General features: G+C 73.8%; 16 protein-coding genes and 1 pseudogene. 7 read left to right on the top strand and 10 right to left on the bottom strand.

Going from position 1 to position 16,771, the window contains the following annotated elements; translation table 11 throughout:
* Positions 1 to 2 precede the first annotated feature (2 nt).
* From allB to EKO23_RS02660, 7 genes and pseudogenes are all read left to right on the top strand, one after another.
* Positions 3 to 1,346: an allantoinase AllB gene (gene allB / locus EKO23_RS02690; protein ID WP_175582653.1), complete on the top strand. Its 1,344-nt coding sequence runs from the start codon at positions 3 to 5 to the stop codon at positions 1,344 to 1,346.
* On the top strand, positions 1,343 to 2,329 hold the full coding sequence (gene alc / locus EKO23_RS02685; RefSeq protein ID WP_134713823.1) for an allantoicase: 987 nt from the start codon (positions 1,343 to 1,345) through the stop codon (positions 2,327 to 2,329). The genes allB and alc overlap by 4 nt, the downstream gene beginning before the upstream one ends.
* Positions 2,330 to 2,339: 10 nt before the next feature.
* Positions 2,340 to 3,586 (top strand): annotated as a pseudogene (locus tag EKO23_RS02680) (low temperature requirement protein A).
* Complete coding sequence (locus tag EKO23_RS02675; RefSeq protein WP_217702419.1) at positions 3,583 to 4,560, top strand: YihY/virulence factor BrkB family protein; 978 nt, start codon at positions 3,583 to 3,585, stop codon at positions 4,558 to 4,560. The pseudogene EKO23_RS02680 and the gene EKO23_RS02675 overlap by 4 nt, the downstream one beginning before the upstream one ends.
* A 34-nt stretch (positions 4,561 to 4,594) precedes the next feature.
* Entirely contained in the window at positions 4,595 to 5,425 is an 831-nt protein-coding gene (gene fdhD / locus EKO23_RS02670) for a formate dehydrogenase accessory sulfurtransferase FdhD (RefSeq protein ID WP_134713821.1), read from the top strand.
* Between the two features lie 10 nt (positions 5,426 to 5,435).
* Complete coding sequence (locus tag EKO23_RS02665) at positions 5,436 to 6,044, top strand: class I SAM-dependent methyltransferase (protein ID WP_134713819.1); 609 nt, start codon at positions 5,436 to 5,438, stop codon at positions 6,042 to 6,044.
* A gap of 44 nt (positions 6,045 to 6,088) precedes the next feature.
* Positions 6,089 to 7,045 carry a LysR family transcriptional regulator gene (locus EKO23_RS02660; protein ID WP_134713817.1) on the top strand — a complete coding sequence of 319 codons (957 nt, stop codon included), beginning with the start codon at positions 6,089 to 6,091 and terminating at the stop codon, positions 7,043 to 7,045.
* On the opposite strand, the gene EKO23_RS02655 is transcribed toward EKO23_RS02660, so the two are convergent.
* The 10 genes from EKO23_RS02655 to mca form a co-directional block, all read right to left on the bottom strand.
* Positions 7,029 to 8,231 carry a vWA domain-containing protein gene (locus tag EKO23_RS02655; protein ID WP_134713815.1) on the bottom strand — a complete coding sequence of 401 codons (1,203 nt, stop codon included), beginning with the start codon at positions 8,229 to 8,231 and terminating at the stop codon, positions 7,029 to 7,031. The genes EKO23_RS02660 and EKO23_RS02655 overlap by 17 nt on opposite strands.
* A gap of 6 nt (positions 8,232 to 8,237) precedes the next feature.
* Positions 8,238 to 9,122 carry an AAA family ATPase gene (locus EKO23_RS02650; RefSeq protein WP_246050864.1) on the bottom strand — a complete coding sequence of 295 codons (885 nt, stop codon included), beginning with the start codon at positions 9,120 to 9,122 and terminating at the stop codon, positions 8,238 to 8,240.
* The gene (locus tag EKO23_RS02645) at positions 9,119 to 9,715 is read right to left on the bottom strand and encodes a nucleotidyltransferase family protein (protein WP_134713813.1); all 597 of its coding nucleotides are present in this window, start codon (positions 9,713 to 9,715) and stop codon (positions 9,119 to 9,121) included. Before EKO23_RS02645 ends, EKO23_RS02650 begins: the two co-directional genes overlap by 4 nt.
* On the bottom strand, positions 9,712 to 10,584 hold the full coding sequence (locus EKO23_RS02640) for an XdhC family protein (RefSeq protein WP_175582652.1): 873 nt from the start codon (positions 10,582 to 10,584) through the stop codon (positions 9,712 to 9,714). The genes EKO23_RS02645 and EKO23_RS02640 overlap by 4 nt, the downstream gene beginning before the upstream one ends.
* Positions 10,585 to 10,651: 67 nt before the next feature.
* Entirely contained in the window at positions 10,652 to 13,054 is a 2,403-nt protein-coding gene (locus tag EKO23_RS02635) for an aerobic carbon-monoxide dehydrogenase large subunit (RefSeq protein WP_134713811.1), read from the bottom strand.
* Entirely contained in the window at positions 13,051 to 13,554 is a 504-nt protein-coding gene (locus EKO23_RS02630; protein ID WP_134713809.1) for a (2Fe-2S)-binding protein, read from the bottom strand. The genes EKO23_RS02635 and EKO23_RS02630 overlap by 4 nt, the downstream gene beginning before the upstream one ends.
* Before the next feature lies 1 nt (position 13,555).
* A complete protein-coding gene (locus tag EKO23_RS02625; RefSeq protein ID WP_134713807.1) occupies positions 13,556 to 14,455 on the bottom strand; it encodes an FAD binding domain-containing protein in 900 nt (299 codons plus the stop codon).
* Positions 14,456 to 14,623: 168 nt separating this feature from the next.
* Positions 14,624 to 15,268, bottom strand: a complete 645-nt coding sequence (locus tag EKO23_RS02620) for a DUF5134 domain-containing protein (RefSeq protein WP_134713805.1) — start codon at positions 15,266 to 15,268, stop codon at positions 14,624 to 14,626.
* Positions 15,269 to 15,602: 334 nt separating this feature from the next.
* Positions 15,603 to 15,842, bottom strand: coding sequence for a hypothetical protein (locus tag EKO23_RS02615; RefSeq protein ID WP_134713803.1), 240 nt, complete (start codon positions 15,840 to 15,842; stop codon positions 15,603 to 15,605).
* A 34-nt stretch (positions 15,843 to 15,876) separates the two neighbouring features.
* On the bottom strand, positions 15,877 to 16,758 hold the full coding sequence (mca, locus tag EKO23_RS02610; protein WP_134713801.1) for a mycothiol conjugate amidase Mca: 882 nt from the start codon (positions 16,756 to 16,758) through the stop codon (positions 15,877 to 15,879).
* Positions 16,759 to 16,771: the final 13 nt, after the last annotated feature.

The raw sequence follows: 16,771 nt of genomic DNA, 5'->3' as shown, positions 1-16,771 counted from the left end.
GGGTGGCCGCCGAGCTCGCGATCGAGGGGGAGGTGCTGGTCGACGGCGCGGTCCAGCCGGCGGTGGTCACGGTCGTCGCCGGACGGGTCGCCGACGTCCTCGCTGCCGGTACGCCGGTCGAGGCGGCGCAGCGGGTCGTGCTGGCCGCCGACGAGGTGCTGCTCCCGGGGCTGGTGGACTCCCACGTGCACGTCAACGAGCCCGGTCGGACCGCCTGGGAGGGCTTCGCCACCGCGACCCGGGCCGCGGCCGCCGGTGGGGTCACCACGATCGTGGACATGCCGCTGAACTCGATCCCGGCCACCACCGACGTGGCCGCCCTGCAGGCCAAGCGGCGCGCCGCGGCCGGCCAGTGCCACGTCGACGTGGCGTTCTGGGGCGGCGCGGTGCCGGCCTCGCTCGGCCGGCTCGTCGAGCTGCACGAGGCGGGCGTGCAGGGCTTCAAGTGCTTCCTCGTCGACAGCGGCGTGCCCGAGTTCCCGCCGTTGTCGTGGGAGCAGCTCGACGCGGCGCTGGCCGAGGTGGCCGCGTTCGACGGACTGATGGTCGTGCACGCGGAGGACGCCGAGGTGCTGGCCGAGGCACCCGGGTGCGCCGGCCCGTCGTACGCCTCGTTCGTCGCCTCCCGCCCGGCCGAGGCCGAGCAGGCCGCGGTCACCGGGCTCCTGCTGGCGGCAGGCCGGCACGACACCCGGGTGCACGTGCTCCACCTCTCGAGCGCGGCCGCGGTGCCGCGGCTGCGCCGCGCCCGGCGGGCCGGGATCCGGGTGAGCGTCGAGACCTGCCCGCACTACCTCACCCTGAGCGCCGACCGGATCGCCGACGGCCGCACCGAGTTCAAGTGCTGCCCACCGATCCGCGACACCGCCAACCAGGACCGGCTGTGGGACGCCCTGGCCGAGGGCGTCATCGACTGCGTGGTCTCCGACCACTCGCCGTCGACGCCCGACCTCAAGCGCCTCGACACCGGTGACTTCGACGCCGCGTGGGGCGGGATCGCGTCGGTCCAGCTCGGGCTGCCGGCGATGTGGACCGCGGCCCGCGCCCGGGGCGTGCCGCTCACCGACGTGGTCCGGTGGATGTCCGAGGCACCGGCCGCCGTCGCCGGGTTGCCGCAGAAGGGGGCGATCGCGCCGGGCAACGACGCCGACCTGGTGGTGTTCGCCCGCGACGAGGCGTTCGTCGTCGACCCGGCCCGGCTGCAGCACCGGCACCCGCTCACGCCGTACGCCGGGCAGGAGCTGACCGGCGCCGTGCGCCGGGTCTGGCTCGGCGGGCAGACCGTGGTGGCGGGCGGCGAGCCGGTCGGGCCTCCGACCGGGCGACTGCTGAGGAGGCAGCCATGACCGACTTCCGGGGCCTCACCGACCTGGCCTCGCGCGCGTTCGGTGGCAGCGTGGTGGCCGCGAACGACGAGTTCTTCGCGCCGCGCGAGAACCTCGTCCGGCCGGAGCCGCCGCAGGCGGTGCACACGTTCGGCCACAAGGGCAAGGAGTACGACGGCTGGGAGACCCGGCGCCGTCGGGAGCCAGGCTCGGACTGGGCGGTGGTCCGGCTCGGCGAGCCCGGCGTGGTCCGCGGGGTGGTGGTGGACACCGCGTTCTTCACCGGCAACTACCCGCCCGAGGTGTCCGTCGAGGCCGCGGTCGTGGACGGCTACCCCGCCGCCGACGAGCTGCCGGCCCTCACCTGGACGACGCTGGTCGAGCGGTCCGCCGCCCTCGGCGACACCGCGAACGCCTATCCGGTGGCCGACGACCGGGTCTGGACCCACGTCCGGCTGACCATCCACCCCGACGGCGGCGTGGCCCGGTTCCGGGTGCACGGCGAGGCACGCCCGGACCCGCGGTTCGCCGGCGGCACGGACCTCGCCGCACGCGAGAACGGCGGCAGCCTGGTGGCGTGCTCCGACGCCTTCTACGGCTCGGCGGCCCGGCTCATCGAACCGGGCCGGGCGCGGCACATGGGCGAGGGCTGGGAGAACGCCCGGCGCCGCGACGGCGGCAACGACTGGGCGCTGTTCCGGCTCGGGCTGCCCGGCCTGGTGCGCCACGTCGAGCTCGACACGTCGTACTTCCTGGGCAACGCGCCCGGCGAGTTCCGGCTGTCCGGCTGCTCGGCCGCGGGAGCGGACCTCGACGACCCGGCCGAGGCGTTCGACGAGGTGGCGTGGTTCGACCTGGTCCCCCGCCGGCCGGCGCGGCCGGACACCCGGCACCGGTTCCTGGTCGCGGAGCACCGGACCGTCACCCACGTCCGGGTCGACGTCTACCCCGACGGCGGGATGGCCCGGCTCCGGGTCTGGGGGGACCCGGTCCCCGCTCCCTAGACTCCGGGCCATGAACACCCCAGTGAGCGACCTGCGCCACGGGATCATCCCGATGTCCGGCCGCGACCCCGACGAGCACCACCGGGCGGCCACGCCGCTGGAGCTGATGTTCGACCTGACCTTCGTGGTCGCGTTCGGGATCGCCGCCGACGAGCTCGCCCACTACCTCGCCGAGGACCAGGTCCGGGTCGGGGTGGTCGGCTTCTGCTTCGCCACCTTCGGCATCACCTGGGCCTGGATCAACTTCTCCTGGTACTCCTCCGCCTACGACACCGACGACTGGGCGCACCGGCTCAGCACGATGGTGCAGATGCTCGGCGTCCTCGTGTTCGCGCTCGGGCTCTCCGACATGTTCGCCTCGCTCGACGGTGCCGCCCACGTTGACAACGGGGTGATGGTCCTGGGCTACGTCGTGATGCGCGTGGCGATGACCTTCCAGTGGCTCCGGGCGGCGCGCCAGGACCCCGACCGCCGGACCGTCTGCCTGACGTACGTCGGCTACGTGCTGGTCGCGCAGGTCGGCTGGATCGCGCTGCTGGTCGCGAAGACCGGCGTGCTCACCATGTTCCTGTGGGCCGGTCTGCTGATCCTGGTGGAGATGGCCGGGCCGTTCGTCGCCGAGCACCGGGGCACCGGGACGCCGTGGCACGCGCACCACATCGCCGAGCGCTACGGCCTGTGGTCATCATCGCGCTCGGCGAGGGGATGATCGGCACGATGGCCTCGATGAGCGCGATCGTCGGACCGCACGGCGAGGGCTGGTCGGTCGACTTCGTGCTGGTCGGCCTGGCCGGAGTGGTCCTGGTCTTCGGGCTCTGGTGGACCTACTTCGTGATCCCGCACGGGACGATCCTGAGCCGACGCCGCGAGCGCGGCTTCGGCTGGGGCTACGGCCACATCCCGCTGTTCGGGGCGGTGGTCGCGGTGGGCGCCGGGCTGCACGTCGCGGCGTACTACCTCGAGCACCACTCCGAGCTCGGCACCTTCGGCACGACGATGAGCGTGACGATCCCGGTGGGGATCTACGTGGCCCTGCTCTACCTGCTCTACGCCCACCTCTCGCACAGCTACGACCCGTTCCACTGGGTGCTGCTCGCCGGTTCGGGGGTGCTGCTTGCGGCGGCCGTCCTGCTCGCCTCCGCCGGCGCGTCGCTCGCGGTCAGCCTGGTCGTGCTCTCGCTCGTCCCGTGGGTGACCGTGGCCGGCTACGAGCTGGTCGGGCACCGCCACAACGCCGAGGTCGTGGCCGCCCTGTGACGACGGCACGCACGGTCCCGGTCACCACGGAGATGGACGGCGACGAGCTCGACGCCGAGGACGCCTGGCGGATGGTGCGCCGGCACGGCGTGCGCCGGATCGCGGTCGACTCGTTCGTGCGCTTCCGGTACGGCGACGGGTTCACCAACAGCCGCGCCCTGGCTCTCCAGGCCTGCCTGGCGGTGGTGCCGTTCCTGCTCGCGCTGACCGGCCTGGCCGCCGACCTCGACCAGGAGCGGCCGTCCCGGGTGGTGGCGCAGACCATCGAGGCGGTCTCCCCCGGCAGCAGCGGGCAGGACGCGCTGGCCGGTGCCGTCACCGGTGAGGACACCAGCGAGGAGGCCGGCGAGCTGGCGCTGGCGCTCGGCCTCGGCTTTGCCCTGCTGTCGATGACCACGGCGATGGCGCAGGTCGAGCGCGGCAGCAACCGGATCTACGGCATCCGGCGGGACCGGAGGGCGGTCGCGAAGTACGGCCGCGCCGCCGTGCTGACCGCGGTGCTCGCCGCCCCGGTCGGCATCGGGTTCCTGGTGGTGGTCGCCGGCGGCGCGTTCGGGGACGCGATGGCGCGCTACTACGGCTGGTCCGAGGGGATGGTCGACGCCTGGGACGTCGTGCGCTGGCCGATCGGGCTGGCGCTGCTGGTGTTCGCGATCGCAGTGCTGCTCGACCACGCCCCGCGGCGCACCCAGCCGGCCCTGTCCTGGCTCGCACTGGGGTCCGGCATCGCGGTGACCGCGAGCATGCTCGCCACCGCCGGGCTCGCGGCGTACGTGAAGCTGAGCGGGTCGTTCGGCGACGTCTACGGCCCGCTGGCCGGGGTGTTCGCGCTGCTGCTGTGGTCGCTGCTGTCGGCGATCTCGTTCTTCTACGGCGTCGCGGTCTGCGCGCAGCTCGAGGCGCTGCGGGCCGGCGAGGGCGACCCGGTGTACGCCGACCCCGGGCGTCCGCACGGCCGGGTGGTGTCCGGCTGACCCACGACGACCGGAACCGTGCTTGGATCGGCACATGGGCAGGAGGTCCGACCGGCGCAAGGTGCTGCGGCTGCGCGGTGACGCGGCGACCGCGCGACCCGACACGCTGGCCGTCGAGGAGCCGCTGGAGATCCGGGTCGACGGCACCGCGGTCGCGGTGACCATGCGCACCCCCGGCGACGACGTCGAGCTGGCCGCCGGGTTCCTGGTCTCCGAGGGCGTGGTCGGCGCCGCCGACGACGTCGTCGCGATCCGCTTCTGCGACGACGGCCGGCCGGACCCGACGCACAACGTCCTCGACGTGACCCTGGCACCACATGTCGCGGTCCCCGACTTCGCACGCAGCTTCTACACCTCGAGCTCGTGCGGGGTGTGCGGCAAGGACAGCCTCGACGCCGTCCGCACGACGGCTCGCTGGTCGGTCGCCGACGACGCCGTGCGGGTGCCGGCGACGCTGCTGGCCGCGCTCCCCGACCGGCTCCGTGACGCCCAGGCGGTGTTCGAGCGCACCGGCGGCCTGCACGCGGCCGGGCTGTTCACCGCGGCCGGCGAGGTGCTGTGCGTCCGCGAGGACGTGGGCCGGCACAACGCCGTCGACAAGGTGGTCGGCTGGGCGCTGGCGGAGGGCCGGCTGCCGCTGGCCGGGACGCTGCTGCAGGTCAGTGGGCGCACGTCGTTCGAGCTGGTGCAGAAGGCCTGGATGGCCGGGGTGCCGGTGCTCTCCGCGGTCTCCGCCCCCTCGACGCTGGCCGTGGACCTGGCCGAGGAGGCGGGCATGACGCTCGCCGGGTTCGTCCGCGACGGCGGGATGAACGTCTATGCCGGCGCGCACCGGGTCGCGGTGGCCGCTCCTGCCGCTGGATAGGTTGGGCGGCATGGACGCCACGGCCTGGAACCAGCGGTACGCCGACAAGGAGCTCGTCTGGTCGGCGACGCCCAACCAGTTCGTCGCCGCCGAGCTCGCCGACCTGGCGCCGGGTCGGGCGCTCGACCTGGCCGCCGGTGAGGGTCGCAACGCGCTCTGGCTGGCCTCGCTCGGCTGGGACGTCACGGCGGTCGACTTCGCCCAGGCCGGGCTGGACAAGGGGCGGGCCGTCGAGAGCTCGCTGGCCAGCGACCACCGGGTCACCTGGGTGTGCGCCGACGTGCTCACCTGGGAGCCGGACGGCCCCTACGACCTGGTCGTGCTCGCCTACCTCCAGCTCCCCGCCGACGAGCGCAGGACCGCCGTACGCCGGGCGGTGGGGGCGCTGCGCCGGGGCGGCACGTTCTTCCTGGTCGCCCACGACACCTCCAACCTCACCGAGGGCACCGGCGGACCGCAGGACGCCTCGGTGCTGATGACCGCCGAGGACGTGCTCGGCGACCTTGCCGACCACGACGTCGAGGTGGTCACCGCGGGCCGGTTCGGGCGCGCGGTCGCCGGCGCGGGCGAGACGCTGACCGCTTGGGACGCGGTGGTGCGGGCGGTCCGCCGAGGCTGAGCGAACCCCGGGTCGGGCGCCCGCCCCGGCGCTACGATCCCCTCGTGACTCCCACGCAGCTGAGGGCATTCGCCTGCGTGGTCCGACTCGGCTCGGTGAAGGCGGCCGCGGGCGAGCTCCAGGTCAGCGAGGCCGCCGTGTCCATGCACGTGGCCCAGCTCCGCAAGGAGCTGGACGACCCCCTGTTCACGCGCACCGGCTCCGGGATCGCGTTCACCCCCGGCGGGCTGCGCCTGGCCAGCCGGGCGGTGGAGATCCTCGGCCTCCAGGACCGGACCGTGGAGGAGGTCAGCCAGGCCGGGCACGGCCGGCGGGTGCTGCGGGTGGCCGCCGCCGACCTGTTCGCCGAGCACGCCGCCCCCGGGCTGATCGAGCTGTTCGCGAGCCGCGCCGACGACCTCGAGGTGGAGCTCAGCGTGCACCCGGCCGACCAGCTCCCGGCATTGCTCGCCGCCCGCGGTGTGGACGTGGCGGTGGGCCCGGCGAGCGACCCGACGCCGGACGGCCTCGTGCAGCACCCGTTCCTCAACTACGAGGTGCTGGCCGTGGTCCGGCCCTCGCACCCGCTGGCCGGTCGACCGGTGCGGCCCGACCAGGTCCGCAGCCAGATCTGGCACCTCGGTCCCGCGGCCGTGGTCGAGGGCGGCGTGGTCCGCGGCCTGCTCCGTGACCTGGCCGTCCCGGAGGCCAACCAGCGGATCTTCCAGAGCGAGGCCGCGGCGCTGGAGGAGACCAAGCGCCGGGACGGGGTCGCGCTGGCACTGAGGTTCGCGGTCACCGGCGACCTCGCCGCGGGCCGGCTGGTCACCCTGGACGGGCCACACCTGCGCGCCCGCGGGACCTGGGCGGCCACGGCGCTGCAGAAGCCCGGGCAGACCCCGGCCGCCGCGGAGCTGCTGCGGTTCATCTCCACCCCCCGCGCGGTCCAGGCGATGGTCCGGGGTGCCGGGGTGCACCTGGGCCGGTTCAAGCCGGCCGTGCACGTCACGCTCTGGAGCTGACCCCGGCGATCGCGTCGAAGACCTCCGGCAGAGCGCGCAGCGTGTGGGCCGGGAGGAACGCGTCGCAGTACGGCAGTGCGGCCGACATCGAGCCCACCCGCGGCTCGAAGCCGGGCGCCGCGGCGCGCGGGTTCAGCCAGACCACCCGGCGGGAGCGGCGGCGCAGCCGGGCCATGGTGGCGGCCAGCAGCTCCGGCGGGTCGCTGTCCCAGCCGTCCGAGGCGACCACCAGCACTCCGCCGCGGAGGGCCTGCCCGTGCCGCGAGGTGAGCAGCTCCCGCAGGCAGGAGGCGAGGTGGGTGCCGCCGTACCGGTCCACCACCCGTTGCTCCGCCTGCGCGATCGCGACCTCGACCGACCTGTGCGCCAGCGCCGGGGTCAGCCGGCTCAGCGACGTGGAGAACGCGAACGTCTCGGCCCGGCCGGTGCGGGCGAAGACCCGCATCAGGTGGAGGTAGGCCGAGGCGTAGCTCTGCATCGACTGGCTGACGTCGCAGACCAGCGTGACGGTGAGCGGGCGGCGTACGGGCTGGTAGTGCTGGAGCCGCATCGGCTCCCACCCGGTGCGCCGGGACGCCGCGATCGTGGCCCGCAGCGCCACCCGCCGGCCGTTGGGCCGGACCCGGACCCGGCGGCTGCGGCGGGTCGGCCACCGGTGTGCGGACTCCTCCAGCCAACGCCCGAGCAGGGCCAGCTCCGCCGGGTCGAGCTCTTCCATCGGGGTGTCCGCGATCCGGGCCACGGCGCTGGGCAGCAGCTCCGGCAGCACCCGGCCGGCCTCCTCCTCCGGGGTGGGCTCGGACGCGACCAGGCTGGCGCGCGTGTGCCAGGGCAGGTCGCCGGCACAGCCCTCGGCCGCGCCGCGGCCCTCGACCTCCGCGTCCCGCGGGGTGGACGCCGGGAGCTCCTGGCGCCGGGCCTGCGGGTCGACCGCGAGCACCGAGTCGCGGAACGCCGCGTCGAAGACCCGGTCGAACGCCGGCAGGTCGTCGTGCCGGCTGACCAGGGTGACCCGGGCCAGCCAGTAGAGCGCCGGCACCCGGTCCGGCGGGGCCGCGGCCAGTGCATCGACGAACGCCGCGAGCCCGGTCACCCCGACCGGTACGCCGTCGCTGCGCAGCCTGCTGCCGAAGGCGCTCGCGAACGCCGCCCGGTCCACCCCGGCCAGCAGCGAGGGCGTGGTCATCGTGGCTCAGCCCAGCGCCCGGGCGTCGAGCTGCGCGAGCACGTGGTCCCGGTCGTCGGGGGTCTTGGCGAGGGCGCCGAGGGTGGCCACCACCCCCTCGCGGGTGAGCTCGGTGGCCCCGAGCTCGGCCAGGGCCGCGACCCAGTTGATCGCCTCCGCGACGCCCGGCGGCTTGTCCAGGTCGAGGGCCCGGACCCGGCCCACGAACTGCGCCGCGGACTCCAGCAGCGGCTCTCCGGCGGCCGGCGTCGTGCGCCGCAGGATCGCCACCACGCGGGTCGCCTCCGGGTAGTCCAGCCAGTGGTAGAGGCAGCGCCGGCGCAGCGCGTCGTGCAGCTCGCGGCTGCGGTTGGAGGTGAGCACCACGATCGGCGGCTGCCGGGCGGTGAAGGTGCCCAGCTCCGGCACCGTCACCGAGCCCTCCCCGAGCGCCTCGAGGAGCAGCGCCTCGAACTCGTCGTCGGCCCGGTCGACCTCGTCGATGAGGAGCACCGGCGGCCGCGGGCCGTCGTACCGGATGCAGCGCAGGATCGGGCGCTCGACCAGGAACTCCTCGCTGAACAGGTCCGCCTCCGCGAGCGGCTGGTGCCGGGCCTCGGCGACCCGGATCGCGAGCAGCTGGCGCTGGTGGTTCCAGTCGTAGAGGGCCTCGTTCGCGGTCAGTCCCTCGTAGCACTGCAGCCGCACCAGCGGGGCGTCCAGCACCTCGGCCAGCACCCGGGCGGCGGCGGTCTTGCCGACCCCCGGCTCGCCCTCGAGCAGCAGCGGCAGGCCGAGCCGCAAGGTCAGGAAGACCGCGGTGGCCATGCCGTCGTCGGCGAGGTACCCGTGCTCGTCGAAGCGTCGCCGCAGCTCCTCGGCGGACGCCGGCATCGCCGTCGGGGTGCTCACCGGTCCGCCTCGAGCAGCGCCTCGTAGTCGTCCCAGGTGTCGACGTCCGGGGGCACCGTGCCGGGCACCGGCACCCGGGCCACGTCGTCGGCGTGCTCGACCAGCTTCCACACGGCCTTGTCGCCGTGCAGCCCGGTCAGGGTCGCGAACATGGTCCGATCGAACCACAGCGGGTGGCCGGGCCCGTCGTCGTACGCGCAGACGCCGACGGCGTGCCCCGCCACCCCGGCCAGCAGTGCGTGCACCGCCTCGGGGGTGACGCCTGGCTGGTCACCGAGCAGCAGCACGATCCCCGCTGCGTCGTCGCGCACGTGGGTCAGCGCCGAGCGGATCGAGGTGGCGCAGCCGTCGCCGAAGTCGGGGTTGCGGACCACGTCGGCGCCGGCGAGGTCGACCCGCGCGACCACGTCGTCCGCGGAGCCGCCGAGCGCCACCACCACCTGAGCGGGCGCGGCTGCCCTGGCCGTGGCCAGGGTGGCGTCGAGCAGGGTGGCCCCCCGGTAGTCGAGCAGCTGCTTGGGCCGGCCGAGCCGGCGGGACCCGCCCGCGGCCAGCACCACGACCGCCACCGGGGCGGGCCGCGATGCCCTCACGCGTGCTGCTCCAGGAAGCGGGTCCGGCAGCCGGGGTTGCAGAACCAGTGGTCGATGCCGTCGACCCGGGCATGCGGGGTGTCCGGGCCGATGGTCACCGTCATGCCGCAGACCGGGTCGACGGCCCGGGTCGGTCGGGGCGCCTGGGGGACGCCGGTGGCCAGCCCCTCGAGCCGCAGCGCCCGGACCACCTCGCCGAGGATCGACAGTGCCACCTCGGCCGGCGTTCGGGCGCCGATGTCGAGGCCGACGTGCGGGTGCACCCGGGCCGCCTCCTCCGCCGGCAGGGCCAGCTCGGCCATCAGGGCCGCTCCCCGGGTGCGGCTGCAGACCACGCCGACGAAGTCGACGCCGGCGTCGAGGGCGGCCCGCACCGGACCCAGCTCGTCGCCGTGGGTGGCGACCACGACCGCGGTGGCGCCCGCCTGCTCCTCGTCGCTGCCGCGGACCACGAAGCCGAGGGCGGCACCGAGCGTGGCCACCGCCTCGGCGGTGGGCGAGTCTCCGACCACCGCGACCACCGGGGCCGGCAGCAGCGGCTCGAGGTAGATCTCCAGGGCGCCGCCGGACAGGCACGGGTTGACCACCACGGTGGCCCCCGGTGACTCCGGGAACGCGGCCTGGCCGTCGGGGAGCACCCGCAGCAGCATGCTCTCGCCGGTGCCGAGGACGTCGAGGGCCGCCGTACGCACCGATCCGGCGGCGCAGTGCCCGCCGACGAAACCCTCCATCGAGCCGTCGGCCAGGATGATCGCCCGGTCCCCGGGTCGGGCCGAGCTCGGCTCCTGGGCCCGGACCACCGTCGCCTGGACGAACGGCACGCCCGAGGAGCGCAGGGCGTCGGCCCGCGCGGTCAGGGTGCTGGTCACGCCGGGCGCCTCCTCGGGTCGTTCCTGCTCTCCAGTGTTGCTCGCTCCCGTCCGTCCCGGGGCCGGATCAGATCGGCGGGGTGGGCCGGCCCTGCATCGCGTCCCACACCCGCGAGGGGGTGAGCGGCATGTCGGCGTGCCGGATCCCGAACGGCTTCAGCGCGTCCACGACCGCGTTGACCACTGCCGGCGGCGACCCGACCGTCGCGGACTCGCCGATCCCCTTGGCCCCGATCGGGTGGTGCGGCGACGGGGTGACCGTGTGCCCGGTCTCCCAGTGCGGCACCTCGAGGGCGGTCGGGATGAGGTAGTCCATCAGCGACCCGGCGATGCAGTTGCCGTCCTCGTCGAACGAGATCATCTCCATCAGCGCCATGCCGACCCCGTCGGCGAGGCCGCCGTGCACCTGGCCCTCGATGATCATCGGGTTGATCCGGGTGCCGCAGTCGTCGACCGCGACGAACCGGCGGACCTTCACCTCGGCGGTGCCGGGGTCGACGTCGACCACGCACACGTACGCGCCGAACGGGTAGGTGAGGTTCGACGGGTTGTAGCAGATCTGCGCCTCCAGCGCTCCCTCGAGCCCGTCGGGCAGGTCGCCCGCGCCGTGCGCCCGCATCGCGATGTCCTGGATGGTGACCGAGCGGGTCGGGTCACCCTTCACGGCGAACGCGCCCTTGGTCCACTCCAGGTCGGCGACCGAGACCTCGAGCATCCCGGAGGCGATGATCTGCGCCTTGTCGCGGACCTTCCGCGACACCAGGGCCGCGGCCGCCCCCGAGACCGGGGTCGACCGGCTGCCGTAGGTACCGAGCCCGAACGGCGTCTGGTCGGTGTCGCCGTTGACCACCTCGATGTCGGCCGGCGGGATCCCGAGCTCCTCGGCGACGATCTGGGCGAACGTCGTCTCGTGGCCCTGGCCCTGGCTCATGCAGGAGACCCGGAGCACCGCCTTGCCGGTCGGGTGGATCCGCAGCTCGCTGCCGTCGTTCATGCCGAGGCCGAGGATGTCCATGTCCTTGCGCGGGCCGGCGCCCACCGCCTCGGTGAAGAACGCGACCCCGATCCCCATCAGCTCGCCACGGGCCCGCTTCTCCTCCTGCTCGCGGCGCAGGTCGTCGTACCCGGCCAGGTCGAGGGCGAGGTCGAGCGCCCGTTCGTACTCCCCGGAGTCGTAGACCCAGCCGGTGCGGGTCGTGTACGGGAACTGCTCGGGGCGGATGAGGTTGCGCCGCCGCAGGTCGACCGGGTCCACCTGGAGGTCGTAGGCCAGGCAGTCGACCAGGCGCTCGATGAGATAGACCGCCTCGGTGATCCGGAACGAGCAGGCATAGGCCACGCCGCCGGGGGCCTTGTTCGTGTAGACCGCGGTCATCGAGCAGTACGCCGCCTCGAGGTCGTAGCTGCCGGTGAAGACGCCGAAGAACCCGGCGGGGTACTTGATCGGGGCCGCGGTGCCGTTGAACGCGCCGTGGTCGGCGAGCACGTGGGTGCGGACGGCGAGGATCTTCCCGTCCCTCGTCGCCGCGATCTCGCCGCGCATGACGTAGTCGCGGGCGAAGCCGGTGGAGACGAGGTTCTCGGTGCGGTCCTCCATCCACTTGACCGGCTTGCCGATCACCAGCGAGGCGACGATCGCGCAGACGTAGCCGGGGTAGATCGGCACCTTGTTGCCGAAGCCGCCGCCGATGTCGGGCGAGATCACCCGGATCTTGTGCTCGGGCAGCCCGGACACCAGGGCGTAGACGGTGCGGTGCGCGTGCGGTGCCTGGCTGGTCGTCCAGAGCGTGAGCTTGCCGCTGACCCGCTCGTAGTCCGCGACGCAGCCGCAGGTCTCCATCGGGGCCGGGTGCACCCGCGGGTAGACGATGTCCTCGGTGACCACGACGTCGGCCTTCTCGAACACCGCGTCGGTGGCCGCCCTGTCGCCGGTCTCCCAGTCGAAGCAGTGGTTGTCGGCCTTGCCCTCGAGGTCGTCCCGGATCACCGGGGCGTCCGGCGCCAGCGCGCGTCGTACGTCGACGACGGGCGGCAGGATGTCGTAGTCGACGTCGATGAGCTCGAGCGCGTCGCGGGCGGCGTACCGGTCCTCGGCGACGACGAACGCGACCTCCTGGCCCTGGAACCGGACCTTGTCGGTGGCCAGCACCGCCTGGACGTCGTTGCTCAGCGTGGGCATCCACGCCAGCCCCTTCTCCGCGAGGTCGGCGCCGGTGATCACCGCCTTGACCTTGGGGTGCGCCTGCGCGGCGGTGGTGTCGACCGAGACGATCCGGGCGTGCGCGACCGGCGACCGCAGGATCGCGAGGTGCAGCATGCCGGGCAGCTGGATGTCGTCGACGTAGTGGCCCATGCCGCGGATGAAGCGCGGGTCCTCCTTGCGCAGCATCCGCCCGTGGCCGACCGGGTGCTGGTCGTTGTCGACGTGCTCGAGGTCCTCGGGCACCGGGGGCCGGTCGGTGGCGGTCATGACTCGCTCCCCACCGGCTCGGCGTCGGCACTCGCCGCGTCGCGTTGCGCCTTCGCCGCCCACTGCACCGACCGGACGATCGTCGTGTAGCCGGTGCACCGGCAGATCTGCCCGGAGATCGCCTCGCGGATGGTGTCCTCGTCCGGGTCGTCGTCCCGGTCGAGCAGCGCGCGGGCGGTCATCAGCATGCCCGGGGTGCAGAAGCCGCACTGCAGCCCGTGGCAGCGCATGAAGCCCTCCTGCACCGGGTCGAGCACGCCGTCCTGCTCCAGCCCCTCGACGGTGCGGACCTCGCGGCCGCCGGCCATCGCCGCCAGCACCGTGCAGCTCTTCACCGGCTCGCCGTCCAGCCAGGTCACGCAGGTGCCGCAGTTGCTCGTGTCGCAACCCCAGTGGGTGCCGGTCAGCCCGAGCTCGTCGCGCAGGAAGTGGACCAGCAGCATCCGGCCCTCGATCTCCCTGGTCACCGTCTCGCCGTTGACGGTCATCGTCACCTGCATGTCAGCTGCCTCCTCGCTGGTCGCCTGCGATCCCTGCCTCGATCCTCTCCACGGCCAGCCGGAGCGTGCGCCGGGTCAGCTCGTCGGCGAGGTGTCGCTTGTAGTCGGCGGTCCCACGGTTGTCGGTCACCGGGGAGCAGCTCTCCGCGGCCAGCGCCCCGGCCCGCGCGAAGAGCTCGTCGGAGGGCGCCTGCCCGCGCAGCGCCTCGGAGATCGTCGGGATGCCGGTGGTGTTCGGCCCGACCGCGGCCAGCCCGACCCGGGCGTCGGTGATGGCGCCGCCGTCCATCCACACCGCGGCTCCGGCCGAGGTCACCGCCCAGTCACCTGCCCGCCGCTCGACCTTGGCGTAGGCGCTGGACCCGTTCGGCCGGACCGGGATCCGGATCTCGGTGAGGATCTCGCCGTGCTCGACCGCGGTCTCGTACGGCCCCCGGTGGAAGTCGGCCATCGACACCACCCGTTCGCCGCCGCTGCCGCGGATCACGCAGCTCGCGTCGAGCGTGGTGCACACCGCGGTCAGGTCCTCCGACGGGTCCGCCTGGCACAGCGAGCCGCCGATGGTGCCGCGGTTGCGGACCACCGGGTCCGCGATGACCTTCTCGGCGTCGGCGAAGATCGGGAACAGCGCCCCGAGCTCCGGTGACTCCAGGAGCTCGCGGTGCCGGGTCATCGCCCCGATCCGGACCTCGTCGGTGCCGACCCGGACGTACCCGAGCTCGTCGTGCAGGTCGTTGATGTCGATGACGTACTCGAGGTTGACCAGCCGGAGCTTCATCATCGGGATCAGGCTGTGGCCGCCCGCGACCAGCCGTGCCTCGCTGCCCAGCCGCTCGAGGAGCCCGATGGCCTCCTCGACCGTGGACGCGCGTTCGTAGTCGAACGGTGCAGGTACCTGCATGGGAGCCTCCGTGTGAGCCGTGTCACACGACTGTCGCCCGGCTCCCGGGTCCCGTCAACGGCGACCTCAGCCTTCCCTTAACCCGCCCATCGCTCGATACTCCCAAACGTTCGAGGGCACGGACCGGCCCGGATCACCCTCAATTGTTTGGGACTATCCCGGCAAGGGTCAGACCAGCGGCACCAGCATCGCGGCCATGGTCGCGCCCATGAGCACTTCGCAGGCGGCGTCGAGACGGGTGCGGGCCGGCTCCCCGCGCCGTACGACGGCGGTGAGGCGGAGCGCGACCACGGCCGCCAGGAGCACCACCAGGACCAGCAGCAGGGCCGTGGGGACGTCGACCGCGGCTCCCCCGCTCGCCCCGGTGGGCGCCGCGTGGTGCATGCCCTCCATCCCGGCCATGTGGTGCCTGCCCGCCGTGCCCTCGGTGCCGCTCGCCGCTGACGCCGCCGGCGCGGTCGCCACCGGGACCAGCATCGCCGCCATCGCCGCGCAGCCGACCCCCAGAGCGACCGAGGGCCACCGGCCCGTCGACCGCAGCGCCCGGACCAGCGACCAGGCCAGGCCGGCACCGAACAGCACCAGACCGGCGGTCGCGAGCGGTCGGCCGAGCGGCGCCAGCAGCATGACGGCCATCCCGGCGCCCATCACGGCGTGCCACGCGTCGAGGTCGCGCCGGTGTCCGTCGGGCCCCGGTCCGCGGGTCAGCGACCGGGCCAGGCACCACCCGGCGACCCCGACCATCACGACGCCCAGCCCGACGTCCAGCCCGACACCCAGCCCGACACCCAGGACACCCAGCACTGCCGCCACCCGCCGAGCATCCGCGCCTCCCGGCGTACCGGTCAACGCCCTCCTCAGTCTTCCCTTAACCCACTCCCGGACCCGTCAGCCCAGCCCCGGACGGATAGTCCCAAACGAAACGGCTGCCGATCCGGCCCGATGACGACCATTTCGTTGGGGACTACCGGGCGATCGAGTCGGTGGTCCGCGACGTCCTGGTGCGAAATCCTGGTGCGAAATCGGGAGCCGGACGAGCCAGAAGGTCGCGGACCATCCCGTCGCGGGGCTGGATGCTCCCCAACGTTCGAGGGGTCGGACCGGCCCGGATCCCCCTCGAACGTTGGGGACGATCCCGGCAAGAGGGTCAGTGGGGCTGGGGCTTGCGGGGCTCGGAGTCGGGGTCGGCGACGGTGTCGCCGTAGACGCCGGCGTCCTTGGCCGCCTGGGCCTTGCGCAGCTGGCGGACGAAGCTCCAGCACAGGAGCGCGGTGGCGGCGACGAGACCCATGAAGATCCAGAAGGCCAGCCAGCCCGCCTTCACGTCCTTGGCCTCGGGGGTGCCGTCGGCGAGCACCAGCAGGAAGGTCGCGACCACGGTGTTCATGCGTCCAGTCTCCCACCCGCGCGGGACGGACCGGTCACTCGGGGGTGATCCCGGCGAACAGGTCGTCCTCGGGGTTCGCGGAGTCGACGTGGCTGTGCACGAGCTCGTAGTCCTCGGTCGGCCAGATCTTCTCCTGCAGCTCCCGCGGGACTGCGAACCAGAAGCCGTCCGGGTCGATCTGGGTGGCGTGCGCGAGCAGCGCCTGGTCGCGGGTGCCGAACCACTCGGCGCAGGGCACCCTGGTGGTGATCCGGGCGTCCCACTCCGGGTCCGGCTTCCACTCCTCCAGCCGCTCCGCCCACGGCGACTCCAGGCCGTGCGCAAGCATCGCGTCGTGCAGCGCCTGCATCCGGGGCCGGTTGAAGGAGTGGTGGTAGTAGAGCTTCAGCGGCTGCCACGGCTCTCCCGCCTCGGGGTAGCGGTCGGGGTCGGCCGCCGCCTCCCAGGCCGCCATCGTCACCTGGTGGCACATGATGTGGTCGGGGTGCGGGTAGCCCCCGCGCTCGTCGTACGTCGTGATCACGTGCGGCCGGAAGGACCGGATCAGCCTCACCAGCGGCGCGGCCGCCTCCTCCAGCGGCACCACGGCGAAGCAGCCCTCCGGCAGTGGCGGCTTCGGGTCGCCCTCGGGCCACCCGGAGTCGACGAACCCGAGCCAGTCCTGGGTGACGCCGAGGATGTCGCGGGCCTCCTCCATCTCGCGGCGCCGGATCTCGGTGATGTTCGCGCGGACGTCGGGCCGGTCCATCTTCGGGTTCAGCACGGAGCCGCGCTCACCGCCGGTGCAGGTCACCACGTGCACGTCGACGCCCTCGTGGACGTACTTCGCGGTGGTGGCCGCCCCCTTGCTCGACTCGTCGTCGGGGTGGGCGTGCACGTGCATGAGCCGGAGGCCGGTCCGGGGCTGGTTCTGCATGCGAGGAGTCTAG

It is taken from the genome of Nocardioides guangzhouensis (assembly GCF_004519545.1).
Lineage (GTDB): Bacteria > Actinomycetota > Actinomycetes > Propionibacteriales > Nocardioidaceae > Nocardioides > Nocardioides guangzhouensis.
Note: the sequence above shows the minus strand (reverse complement) of the source record. Positions and strands in the feature narration are given on the sequence as shown.

Coding starts and splice junctions, on each gene's coding strand:
- alc (WP_134713823.1), top strand. CDS start 1,343: ATGACCGACTTCCGGGGCCTCACCGACCTGGCCTCGCGCGCGTTCGGT.
- fdhD (WP_134713821.1), top strand. CDS start 4,595: ATGGGCAGGAGGTCCGACCGGCGCAAGGTGCTGCGGCTGCGCGGTGAC.
- EKO23_RS02665 (WP_134713819.1), top strand. CDS start 5,436: ATGGACGCCACGGCCTGGAACCAGCGGTACGCCGACAAGGAGCTCGTC.
- EKO23_RS02655 (WP_134713815.1), bottom strand. CDS start 8,231: ATGACCACGCCCTCGCTGCTGGCCGGGGTGGACCGGGCGGCGTTCGCG.
- EKO23_RS02635 (WP_134713811.1), bottom strand. CDS start 13,054: ATGACCGCCACCGACCGGCCCCCGGTGCCCGAGGACCTCGAGCACGTC.
- EKO23_RS02630 (WP_134713809.1), bottom strand. CDS start 13,554: ATGCAGGTGACGATGACCGTCAACGGCGAGACGGTGACCAGGGAGATC.
- EKO23_RS02625 (WP_134713807.1), bottom strand. CDS start 14,455: ATGCAGGTACCTGCACCGTTCGACTACGAACGCGCGTCCACGGTCGAG.
- EKO23_RS02615 (WP_134713803.1), bottom strand. CDS start 15,842: ATGAACACCGTGGTCGCGACCTTCCTGCTGGTGCTCGCCGACGGCACC.
- mca (WP_134713801.1), bottom strand. CDS start 16,758: ATGCAGAACCAGCCCCGGACCGGCCTCCGGCTCATGCACGTGCACGCC.